Source organism: candidate division KSB1 bacterium (genome assembly GCA_024655945.1).
Classification (GTDB): Bacteria; Zhuqueibacterota; Zhuqueibacteria; order JANLFK01; family Oleimicrobiaceae; genus Oleimicrobium.
The window spans coordinates 351754-363638 of the sequence record JANLFK010000001.1; the positions used below are offsets into that span (position 1 = coordinate 351754).

9 protein-coding genes are annotated in these 11885 nt (G+C 63.1%); 1 reads left to right on the forward strand and 8 read right to left on the reverse strand.

The genetic code is table 11. The annotated features are described in order from the left end of the window. The first annotated feature begins 57 nt into the window (after positions 1-57). Positions 58-4230 carry an acyl-CoA dehydratase activase gene (locus NUW13_01490; GenBank protein ID MCR4437701.1) on the forward strand — a complete coding sequence of 1391 codons (4173 nt, stop codon included), beginning with the start codon at positions 58-60 and terminating at the stop codon, positions 4228-4230. A 28-nt stretch (positions 4231-4258) separates the two neighbouring features. Here NUW13_01490 and NUW13_01495 read toward each other — a convergent pair whose 3' ends face one another. The 8 genes from NUW13_01495 to NUW13_01530 form a co-directional block, all read right to left on the reverse strand. Next, positions 4259-6082, reverse strand: a complete 1824-nt coding sequence (locus tag NUW13_01495) for a chloride channel protein (protein ID MCR4437702.1) — start codon at positions 6080-6082, stop codon at positions 4259-4261. After that, positions 6083-6553, reverse strand: a complete 471-nt coding sequence (locus tag NUW13_01500) for a PTS sugar transporter subunit IIA (GenBank protein ID MCR4437703.1) — start codon at positions 6551-6553, stop codon at positions 6083-6085. Between the two features lie 39 nt (positions 6554-6592). Continuing rightward, positions 6593-7243: a hypothetical protein gene (locus NUW13_01505; GenBank protein MCR4437704.1), complete on the reverse strand. Its 651-nt coding sequence runs from the start codon at positions 7241-7243 to the stop codon at positions 6593-6595. Positions 7244-7307: 64 nt separating this feature from the next. Continuing rightward, the gene (locus tag NUW13_01510; protein ID MCR4437705.1) at positions 7308-7766 is read right to left on the reverse strand and encodes a VanZ family protein; all 459 of its coding nucleotides are present in this window, start codon (positions 7764-7766) and stop codon (positions 7308-7310) included. Continuing rightward, a complete protein-coding gene (locus NUW13_01515; GenBank protein MCR4437706.1) occupies positions 7763-9313 on the reverse strand; it encodes an NAD(P)H-hydrate dehydratase in 1551 nt (516 codons plus the stop codon). The genes NUW13_01510 and NUW13_01515 overlap by 4 nt, the downstream gene beginning before the upstream one ends. Positions 9314-9383: 70 nt before the next feature. Beyond that, entirely contained in the window at positions 9384-9545 is a 162-nt protein-coding gene (locus NUW13_01520) for a hypothetical protein (protein ID MCR4437707.1), read from the reverse strand. Positions 9546-9625: 80 nt separating this feature from the next. Then, positions 9626-10522 (reverse strand): hypothetical protein, encoded by an 897-nt coding sequence (locus tag NUW13_01525; GenBank protein MCR4437708.1) that lies wholly within the window; start codon positions 10520-10522, stop codon positions 9626-9628. 106 nt (positions 10523-10628) lie between these two features. Further along, on the reverse strand, positions 10629-11849 hold the full coding sequence (locus NUW13_01530) for a carbohydrate kinase family protein (protein ID MCR4437709.1): 1221 nt from the start codon (positions 11847-11849) through the stop codon (positions 10629-10631). Positions 11850-11885: the final 36 nt, after the last annotated feature.

Consider the following 11885-nt stretch of genomic DNA (forward strand, 5'->3'; position numbering starts at 1 on the left):
CCCCCGCGTGCTCCGTCTGCCCATGGAGAGAACGACTGCTACTGAAAGGTGAAGCCTATGTGGTGCGGAATTGATGTAGGCTCCTCGCATGTAAAGATCGCAGTGTTGGATGACCGCGGCGACATCAAGGTAGCTCTGTCCAGGCCGGCCAAGGGCCGCCCTTTGCCAACTTTGGCAAAGATGCTGCTTCAGGTGGAACGGCGCATCAAGACGCAGGACGCCGCCTTGGTGGTAACCGGCGTGGGGAAGGAACTCCTCTCCACGCTCCTTGAGCTGCCGGTGGAAAACGAGCTCCTGGCTGCTGCGCGTGGCGCCGGCCAACTTTGCCCGGAGGCCGCCTCGCTGATCGAAGTGGGCGGACAGTTTACCAAGTGGATCCAGTTGGAACCGTCTCAAGGGGCTGAGCACGTGGGCATTGGCGATTACGCCATGAACGAGCTTTGTGCTGCCGGCTCGGGGGCCTTCTTGGAGGAGCAGGCGGCGCGCCTGCAGATCAGCGTAGAGGAACTGGGCGAGCTGGCGGCCCAGGCTCCTCGCGGCGCGACCATCGCCGGCCGGTGCAGCGTCTTCGCCAAGTCGGACATGATCCACCTGCAGCAGAAAGGGACGCCGCTGGCAGAGATCGCCTATGGCCTCTGTCTGGCGCTTGCCCGCAACTTTGTCACCACGGTGCTGGCAGGACGGCAACTTGCGCTGCCGGTGGCACTCATCGGCGGGGCAATGGCCAACAAAGGACTGGTAAGGGCATTTCGCGAAGTGTTGCGCCTCGAAGCGGAGAAGGCAGGGGTGCCTCCCTATCACGAGTTCTTCCCTGCCATTGGCGCGGCCCTCGCGGCCCAGGAGCAGCATGCGCCCGTGCTGCGCCTGCGCACCTTGCGCCGCAACCTGATGGCGGCGACGGAGAGCGCAGAGGCGCGCGACCATCGGCTGCCACCCTTGTCGCCGCCCGCGACGAGGGCCATCCCAGAGCCCAAAGGCGAAAAGCTGCTTTCGGCACCCACGCCGGCGTTTCTGGGCGTGGATGTGGGCTCGGTGAGCACCAATCTCGTCCTGCTGGACGAGCGCGGTCAGGTGCTGGCTGGGGTGTACCTGCCCACGCGCGGCCGCCCCATTGAGGCCTTGCAGGAGGGCTTTGCCCAACTGCGCCAGCAGTGTGGGCGGCGCGTGCAGGTCTTGGCGGCCGGCACCACAGGAAGCGGCCGGCACTTAGCGGGCCGCTTTGTCGGCGCCGACGTGGTGAAGAACGAAATCACCGCGCAGATGGTGAGCACCCTCTTCTACTTCCCAGAAGCCGATACCATCTTCGAGATCGGCGGCCAGGATTCCAAGTACATCAGCATCCAGGAGGGGCGGATCGCCGATTTCACCATGAACAAGAGCTGCGCTGCCGGCACCGGCTCGTTTCTGGAGGAACAAGCGCAGCGGCTGGGCATCAGCATCATCGACGAGTTCGCGGAACTGGCCTTTGCCAGCAGCCGCCCAGTCGACTTGGGCAGCCGGTGTACGGTATTCATGGACGGCGAGGTGGCGCACAGCCAGGCGCGGGGAGTGCCCTTGCCGGATATGGCCGCCGGGCTCGCCTATTCCATCGCCAGGAACTACCTGGAGAAGGTCGTCGGCAACCGCCGCATCGGCAATGCCATTGTCTTCCAGGGGGGCGTCGCCTCCAACCAAGCAGTGATAGCCGCCTTTTCGTCCATTCTCGGCAAGGAGGTGAAAGTCCATCCCTACAACCGGATTTCCGGTGCAATTGGCGCCGCGCTCCTGGCGCAACGCCACTACCAGAAGGAAGGGCGCCCCATGCGCTTTCGCGGCATGGAGCTCGTTCAGGAGTACACCGTATCGAGCTTTGAGTGCGCTCACTGCGCGAACCGCTGCCAGGTCAACCGCATCCACTTCGGGACGGAGGTGGTGCATTTTGGCGACACCTGCGAGCGCTACACCAGCCGCGAGACCTCGAAGACAAGCCGTACGCCACAGCCGGACCTTTTTGCGGAATACGTGACTCTGCTCGAATCCCACCTGCCGCCGGAGGGCGGTGAAGTTCGCGGCCGCGTCGGGCTGCCGCGAGCTTCGCTCTTTCACGAGCTCCTGCCCTTCTGGGCAAGCCTGTTCAGCGAGCTTCGCTTCCAGCCGGTGCTGTCGGGGCGGAGCTCTCCCACCCTGTTGGCGCGCGCCATGGCCGCGCTCCCCTCGGAAAGCTGCCTACCCGTGAAGGTGACCTTTGGGCACGTTCTGGAGCTGCTGGACAACGACGTCGACCTGGTGGTACTCCCCTCCGTGCTGGAGTTGCCACCCACCGAGTCGGCAGAAACTGACCACAGCCACGCCTGTCTGTACACGCAGGCGCTCCCCTACATGGTCGAAGCGTCGGTGCGCGCGCGAGAGCTGACCCCGCAGATGCGCTTCACCGAGGAATTCGAGGGCCTGGCCGAAGGGCTGCAGGCGCTGCGCGAGCAACTGGGCGTAGAGGAGGACGAATTGGTGGCAGCCTACCGCCACGCCAAGCGAACCTACGCCGAATTCAAGGCGCGCCTGGAAAGACGGGGCAAGGAGATCCTCAAGGGCAGGTTCGAGCGAGCAGTCGTGGTACTCGGCCGCCCCTACAACACGTTTGACCCCTTTCTCAATCTCAATTTGGCGGCGCACCTGAACCGCCTTGGCATCCTCGCCATCCCCATGAGCTATTTGCCGCTGAGAAGCATACGCCTGGGCGAGCAGTGGCGCGACCTGCCCTGGAAGTTCCCGCGCGACATGGTGCGCGCCGCCCTGTTCACGCTACAGGACGAGCGTCTCTTCCCGATCATCGTGTCCAACTTTGGCTGCGGACCGGACGGCTTCACCCAGAAGCACTTGGAGCGCGTGCTCCGCGGCAAGCCCCACTTGTTCCTCGAGTTCGACGAACACCGAGGTGAAGCTGGCCTGATCACGCGTCTTGAGGCCTTCTTGGAGGAAATCGAGGCGGCACCACGTTCGCTGCGGGCACCAGGGGTCCTCAGGGCGGGTGAGAAGGAAGAGCGAGCTGCCAAGGTGCGCCACTTTTTCATCCCCTACTTCGCAGACCACGCCCATGCGTTTGCCGGGGTGCTGCGGGCTGCCGGTCACCAGGTGGATCTTCTCCCGCCTCCTGATGAGGAGAGCCGCCGCCTCGGCACACAATTGAGCTCCGGCAAAGAATGCCATCCCTTCTCCCTGCTGGTCGGTGATATGGCAAAGCTCATCCAGAGCAGGAAGCTGCCGGAGGACAGCGTCTTCTTCTTCCCAGGGACTTCTATGCCGTGCTTGCTGGCCCAGTACGGCTCGGCACACGGCCTTGCCCTGAAGGAGTTGGCCGTGGACCGCATTGAGGTCATGACGCCCGACACCGCCGGCTTCTTCACCCTTCTCAAGCCTGCGGGGATGCTCAATCTGTGGCGCGGGCTGGTGATCATCGATCTGTTGCTGAAAGCCACGTGTGAGGTGCGTCCCTACGAAAAGGTGCCGGGGAGTGCCGACCACGCCTACCAGCAGAGCCTCAAGGAGATCGAGCTCGCTTTGGCTGGAGAAGTGAATCTCGGCTTTGCCTTGGAGCACTGCATTGCGCGCTTGGAAAGCGTGGAGCTCCGGCCGCACAAGCCGCGGCCGATTGTAGGCGTGGCAGGCGACATTTACACGCGGGTTAACCCCTTTGCCAATGACGAGCTCTTCTACCGCCTCGAGGCCATGGGGTGTGAGGTGTGGCCATCGCCGTTCCTGGTGGATACGACCGAATTCGGCGCTCGGCATGCCCTGGAGCGTGGCCTGAGCAGGCGCAAAGCTGCCGAAGTGCTCAAGTCCACGGCGCTGGTCTTGGCAGAGGAGCACGAGGCCAAGCTCATTCGCGAGCGCTTCCACGAGCGGCTGGGCCTGGCGCCCGATGCAGGCTATGACGAGATTCAGGCCATGGTGCGGCCCTACCTGGGCGCAGATACCACCAGCATCCTCTTGCTCAACGTGGCGAAAGTAGTGGAGTTCGCCCGGCGTGGGGTAAACGGGGTCATCAACGCCTACTGCTTCAATTGCATGGTGGGCAACGCCACTGCCGCACTGATTAAGCGGATCGGCAGGGAACGTGGCAACCTGCCCATCACCAGCTTAGTGTACGGCGACGCAAGCGCCGCGGCGCTCACCACGCGCTTAGAGGCCTTTGTGCACCAGGTGAAGCGCCATTACTGCCGCACCCGCATGCGCGCGGCCAAGGCGCCCGTCTAAACGAGGGGTAGGCCGGCGTCGCCAGAGGTCAACGCCTCCTCCTGGCGCGTTCGTGTTCCCCCCTGCGTCGCAGCAGTTCGCGATTGTAGGCCTCGATGAGGCCCTCGTGCGAAAGCAGACCCACGATGCGGGTGGGGTCCCGCTCATCAACAACGGGAATTTGTCCATAGCCGCTGGCCACGAATTTCTGCAGGGCGCTGTGCAGATTCTCGTTGAGCGTGACTATCACCGGCGGGACCATCAGGTCGCGGGCGATGAGGGCACGGTCCAAATCCTCGGCGAAGAGCACCGAGTGCACATTGCGCAGCGAAATGATCCCCACAATCCTCTTGTGGCGATCGACCACGGGGAAGTAGGACTCCTCGTGCTGGGCCACCAGGCGGCGAAATTCCGGCATGCGCATGTCCTCGCGCACCACGACCACCTTTTCGGCGGGCCGCCAGGCATCCCGAACACTCAGCTCCTCTAACACATTGAGCGTAAAGTCCCCCAGGTGCGCCGGCGAATCGGCCATGCGCATCGGCTGTTTCTCGTAGATGCTCGTCTGCCCGGTGAGCAGATAGGCCAGCGAGGCGGCGCCCATCATGGGGACTAAGAGCTGGTAGCCGCCGGTCATTTCGCAAACCATCAGCATGGAGCTAATCGGCGTCTTGGCGACGCCGGCAAAGAAGGCTCCCATTCCCACCAGAACGAAGACGTTGGGGTCAGCGATCAAGTGTGGAAAGAGCTGTTTGGCCGCCTGCCCGAAGGCTCCGCCCAACATGCCACCGATGACCATGGAGGGCGCGAACACTCCGCCGCTCCCGCCGGAGCTGACCGTGAAGGCGGTCGCCAGTATTTTGGCGCAGGCCAGCACCGCCAACGTCTTGAAGGCCAGGCTCCCGTCCATTGCCATCTGCAGGAAGCCGTAGCCGCCGGAGAGCACTTCGGGCAGAAACCAGGCCAAGGCCCCCAACATGAGCCCGCCGATTGCCGGCTTCAAGTAGCGGGGCACCGGCAGCCGCCCGTAGAACCGGTCTCGCATGCCGTAGAACACCCGCACGAAGACGATGCCCAAGCCGGCGCAGACCACTCCTAAGCCCAGGTGAAACAGGAGCTCCGCCGGCCGTTCGAAAGGCGCCACGTGCGCGGCAAACAAGTGGCCAAACCCGAACCGGTAGGTGAACACCGAATAAGCAAGGATGGAGGAAATGAGCGAAGGGATGAGGGCCCCAGCTTCGAAGTCGCGCTTGTAGAGGACTTCCACACTGAAGAGCGCTCCGCCCAAAGGAGAGCGGAAGATGGCACCCACGCCAGCGGCCATGCCCGAGGTGAGCAGAGTCCGTCGCTCCGCATCGGTGAGACGGAGCAAGGAAGCCAGCACCGAGCCGAAACCGGCGGCAATCTGCGCGATGGGGCCCTCACGACCGGCACTTCCCCCTGAGCCGATGGTGATGATGGAGGCGATAGCTTTCACCAGAGGCACTTGGGAGCGAATGCGCCCGCGATGGCGATGAAATGCCTCAATCACCGCATCGGTACCATGGCCCTCCGCCTCAGGAGCAAGAAAGAACACGATCCCCCCTGCCAGCAGTCCACCCAGGGCAGGCATGAGCACCAGAAGCCAGCGCACAGGCAATGTCGCGCCAGGTAGCCCCGGCGTCGCCTCGCCCGCGGGAGCCGGAGGGCGATAGTGGCAGAGTGTGCCGAGGAAAAGACCGCTGGACAGCTGGAGGAGCTCAAAAAAGGCGATGGCTGCCAGTCCCCCCACCACACCCATGAGCACGCTCAGCAGCACCCACTTGCCGGTGTGCCAAAGGGGGCGGAGGTGCGCCACCGGGGGTTGTTGCGCCCCTTGCTGGGCAGAATCCATCTACTCCTCCTCCGCCGCGCTGTCTGCCTGATCGATCGCCCGGAGCACCTCGGGGGCGGAGGTGGCGCGCAGCAGGCGTTCGCGCAATGCCTGCTGCCGCATGAGAGCGGCAAACCGCGCCAGTAGCTTCAAGTAGCGAGCTATGTCCTTGGGTGGTGTGCCCATGAGCACCACCAGGCGCACTCTCTTCCCGTCCTCCGCGCCGAAATCCACGCTATTCTTCAGGCGCCCCACCGCGACGACGATCTGGCTGACAGCTTCGCTGCGCGCGTGGGGGAAGGCGACCCCCTCGCCCACAGCGGTGGTACCCAACTTCTCGCGCGCCAATACTTCGCGCAGGAACCGCTCCGGGTCGCGCACCGCGGCGCTCTTTGCCGCCAGACGCACCAAGTGGCGGATGGCTTCGTTCCGGCTCCTCGCCTTCACATCCAAGGCGATAAGGCTACTGTCCATGAACTCCGTCAACCTCACGATCTCCTCCTGTCCCTTGGTGGCAGTAGCGCTCGACGCTCAAAAGGGCCGAATGTTCAGCCCCAAGGAGAAGAAAAAGCCGCCGATGCTGGAGCCTTCGAATCCGGTGCGGCCGCCCACCCCGGCGGAGGTGATCTCCAGCTCGGAAGCTACGCCAAGCCAGGGTCTCCATGAATAGTCTATGCTCACGCTGAGGAAAAAGCCCCTGCCCGTCTGATGGGTCGCCTCGCCTTGCGGTGGCGCCAGCACCGCTCGATGAGGATTCTCCTCGACCCAAAAGAAGGCATAGCCCAGTCCCACCGCTGACCCCCAGCGGCGCTCGCCAAAACTCCATCGTCTGATGCCCAGCAGCAGCCACTTCTCGCGCCAATATGCGTCGGACGAAAGGACATCCTGAGGCCAAGAAGCCTCCTTGCCGGCCTTTTCGAAACGGCGGCCACCGCAAAAGGCATACAGGTTGCCGTAGACCCGCAGCGCGGCATCAGCGCCATAGCATGGCCCCCAGCGGCTGGCATACACCTCCTCGAAGCGGTCCAGCGAAACGCGGAACTCGCCGCCTTTCAGGCCTACCACAAAATGCGGCTCCTCCGTCGGCACCTGACAGGCCCCTTCGTTTGTCATGGGCACAAAGAGTGCGAAGGACATCAGAAAGACAATGCCAGAAGGGGAAAACAGTCCGCTTACTCGCATATCTCCGCCGCCTATGACACGCACCCGGCTTCGACTGCTGCTGCGGGACGTGCTGGTGGAATGTTCAGCGCTCCTTTGCCCGCGGCCCTGCGGCCCGTCCGGATGAAGAAGTTTCATGGGCTCCACTTGCAGCTTCGGGCACAATCTGGGCGCGCAGGCGACTCCGGTACCAGCGCAGATAGACGAACAGACCAACCATCACGCCCAGCGTATCGGCGATGGCATCCTCCACCGTGGCAAAACGCCCAGGCACAAATTTCTGGTGAAACTCGTCAAGGACAGCATAGGCGACCCCCAAGATTCCCGCCGTGACCAGGCTTCGCCGAATCGGGCGGTGCCCGGAGGAATGCGCGAAAGCGCCAGCCAGCAGCAGGCCGAAGACAAAGTACTCCACGAAATGGGCTACCTTGTCAATGGGCCGAAACCCCGTTGGGATGGTCGGGATCTTTGGCAGGGACGAGAGCACGAAGATGAGCAGCGCCCAGCCGATGGCGCCCATCTGTGCCGATGTCAGGCCTCTCACGTGCGGGCGTCCTCCGTGCGTCGGAGGGCAGCAGGCACCTGCCGCATGATGTCGCCTGCCAGCATCCCCCTCTCCCCGAGTTCGTCCCTTGCCAAATCGCCCGCCAACCCGTGCAGGTAGACGCCAGCCACCGCCGCCTGTTCGGGCGAAAGTCCCTGGGCCAAGAGCCCGGTAATCAGCCCGGTGAGGACATCACCTGAGCCCCCCGTGGCCATCCCTGCATTGCCCGTGGAGTTGATGAAGACTTTGCCCTCAGGCGTGGCGACCACCGTGGGCGCTCCCTTCAGCACCAGCACCTCCCCCCAACGCCCTGCCCACTCGCGCGCCGTGTCCACGGGGTTGGCAACGATGGCATCCCGCGCCTGGCCGGTCAGGCGCGCCAACTCTCCAGGATGAGGAGTGAGAACGACTCGTCCTGTCTTGCGGAGCAGCAACTCCGGCTTCTTGGCCAGCGCGTTAAGGCCGTCGGCGTCCACCACCAGCGGCCGAGGACAAGACGCTACCATCGCCCACACTGCTTCCACGGTCTCCCCCTCTGTGCCCAAGCCTGGGCCGATTGCCACTGCGTCCACCTGCCGCAAGAGCGCCTCTATCTGCTCTACCGCCGCTCTACCTAAGTGCCCCGGCGTCACCTCCGCCATTGGCTTGCTGATGACTTCGGTCGCCTTTTCCTCGATGATGGCGTTCAGGCTCTCCGGTATCGCCAGGTAGGCGAGCCCAGCTCCGGCGCGGAGCACGGTCTCGGCGCTGAGCACGGCCGCACCCGTCATCCCTGTGGACCCCGCAACCACGAGCGCCACGCCGCACTGGTTCTTGTAGGCATTGGGAGCACGCCTCGGCAACATCTGGCGCACATCTTCTGCCTCAACCTGCCAGGTGTTGACCAGTTCATCCGTGAAAAGGTCCTTCGGCATGCCGATGTCGATGACTTTTACCGTGCCGGCGTGCTCCCGCCCGGGGGCAAAGAGCAGACCGCGCTTCAGAGCGCCCATAGTTCCCGTGGCAGTGGCACGACTGGCAACACCAAGCGTGCTCCCGCTGTCTGCATCCAGGCCAGATGGAACATCAATTGCCAGGATAGGAGCATGAGAACCACTCAGGACTTCGATAACCTCGGCCAACAGCCCCAGTACCCGGCCTTGCAGGCCGGTGCCTAGGAGCGCGTCGACCACAAGGTCTGTGCTCCGCAGGTCAGGGATGTGCTCCGAGGTGGCAATCTCCTGCAGGTCCAGGCCCATCTTTTCCACGATACAAAGGTTCGTGGCGGCATCTCCCCTCACTTCGCTACGCTTGCCGACAAGGAACAGGCGCACCCGTGCTCCCCGGTTGGCAAGGTGCCTGGCAACCACGTAACCGTCGCCGCCATTGTTGCCCTTGCCGCAGAAGATTGCCACCTGCTTTTCCGCAACATTCCCGAGGAGTTCCCCAGCCAGCTCGGCCACTCCTCGCCCGGCGTTCTCCATGAGCACCACGCCAGGGATGCCGTACTCCTGGATGGCCCGTCGGTCACACTCGGCCATCTGGCGTGCCGTCAGCACGGGGCGCATGCTTCGCCCTCCGGTTCACCTGGTACTGCCATTGGTTTGCACCTCTTGCGCTGCCCCATGACACCGTCGCTCATTCCTGCTCAAAGTAATCGGCATCGACGCGCTTGGTCTCGTAGGAAGCCATCCTTGTCACCCCTACGTCGTGATCGATCATCAGCTCGGCCAGCTGATTGCCATCCACAAGCACGGTGCGCATGTCGATACGGTCGGAGGAACCCACGCCATCCTTCACGAGACGGGCTCGCTGCAGGGCCAGGCTGCCGCGCGCAGACCTCGTCCGGAAGGCCTCAGACTGATACCTCGCTCCGGCGCTCACTCCCCTCCCCGAATGTTCAGTAGGCCCAATGTCTCAAGAATACCCTTCAGGTCCTGCAAGTGGGAAAGTGCGCGCTGCAAGTCATTGACCTCGAAGTGCGCAACGGAGTTCCGAAAACCCTGGTCGAGGGAAGCTATCTCGCGCCTGAAGCTTTCCAACTCTGCCCGCGACGAGACAAGGACGACTTTCTGAACCGTGGGATCTCGTCTGATCCGCTGCAAGTTCAGGATGGCGGAATCGCGGCTTCCTCTTCTGTGCACCTCAAAGGCGTACGAGATGCTGCCCAGATTTGCGCTCCGGCTCCGCCAGATTGCGTCGATGCGGCAACCTGGCATCAGCGTGAATTCTTTCTGCACTTCAAAGCCAAGTCCATCACCCAGCTCCACCACCTGGTCGACTACTTCATCATGCTCAAAATCCTCAGACTCCTGATCCGACGAGCCGACAATTCCCTCGGGCGTTTGTTGCAATGAAGCGTAGTATGGCAGAAAGTCGAGCTTGAAGAGGTCGTCAAACTCGGGTGCCACGCGGGCTATCTGAGCCCTCACGTCTTGCATGAGCGCGCAGAAAGACTGGTACTGGACGCCGCTGATCTGCGACGAACGGGGCAGAAGTCTCTCTTCGACGCCCAAAAGCACCAGGCCTCTCTTGCTCCTCGTATTCCAGATGGCGTACTTCGCATGGTCGTGGTGTGCGAGGATCTCTGAGATGCAGGCGGCGCCCATCATCCGTACATGCTTTTTCATGTCGTCGAAACGCGCGGCAATTGGTTCGCTGCCGTAGAGTAGTCGCTTAAACGCCGAGCGGATCGAGGGCAATCCGGAGCGCAGCATTTCCTGGAGGAGCCAGTCTTTGTTAGTCCAGCCAGCAAAGGCCCAAAGTGAGCGGATCATTTCGCGAAGTATTCCTTCGTCAAGCTTGTCAATTTGCCCCTCCGCAAAATACCGAGCAAAAAACCCATCCTTCGCCTCCCGCTCACGCTGCCAGCGCGGCCCCTCCTCAGCTCAGCCCATCCGCCGGGCCGACCCATACGTCACTTGCCTCGTCCCAGTGCCAGCCTGGCTCTTCGACCTTCAGCGGGTTCATGCGCAGGAGGCCGCTCTTGAGCTGCGCGGTGGTCTCTTCCCAACTGCGGATGCCGCTCAAAGCATCCAACTCGTGCAGATTCTGGTAGCCGAGGCAATTGGCGTACTTGAGCGTGCTCACCGGGTCAAAGCCGCGCACAAACGCGGCGAGAAAGCCCGCTATGGCCGAGTCCCCCGAGCCTGTGGCACTGGCAATGCGCGGCACATAGAAGGAGGGGCACCAGAGTTCGCGCTCCGACCACTCGTCCGGTTGCCCGGGGAGCTTGGCGTCCGTGTACCCTAAGGCGCCAACCCTCCCCGTGCGCAAGTACGTCCCCTTGACTGCCGCCTTGAGCATCACAACCTTAGCCCCCATGGCTAAGAACTGCGCGGCCAAGTCCGAATAGGTGCGGGCGGAGAGGCTCTCCACCACATCGCCTCCGGCGGCGCGTCCTTTCTCGGCGAGAAATTCCTCCGGCGCCATCATGTAGTATGCTTCGCTCACGCTTGGTAAAAGGAGGTCGACATAGGGCAGCAGGTGCTCCAAGATCTCGCGCCACGGCGCCCGGCCGGATTCACTTGCCGGGTCGGGCAAGGACATATCCAGGGAGGTGATGGTTCCTGCGTCGTGCACGCGGCGAAAGATTTCCACCAGTTCGGCGCCGCCGTCAGCAAACAGCCGCCGCATGAGCGGTGGATAGCCAAGGTGGAACACCTTTGCCTGGTCCACCACCGTATAGTCCACATCGTCGGCGCCGAAGGTATCGTTCGTACCGGGATTGTGCAGAAAGATGCGGTCGATCCCAGGGGGCGCGATGGCCACGGTGTAGGACGAGGCCTCTCCTGCCGCCACAGCGATGCCGGCGTCGCTCCCTTCACGGCGCAGACGCTCGCGAATAAGCCGCCCAAACTCGTCATCGCCCACCTTGGCCATGAACGCCACGTTGAGGCCCAGCTTCTTCATCGCCAAACCCGTGTTGGAGACCGGTCCACCGGTGCTTATGGCCGCCGGCCCAACGTTCACCAACTTGCCCGGGCGGAGCAAGGCGCCAATGTCCTGAACCTTGGTGTCCGGAAAAGCCGGGATGATGTCCAGGCAGATGTGCCCGGCCGCGATCACGTCGTAGATGCGTTGTGTTTCCTGTGTGCTCCTCATGGTTGCTCACTCGCAGTTTGTCCTCGACAGAGCCGT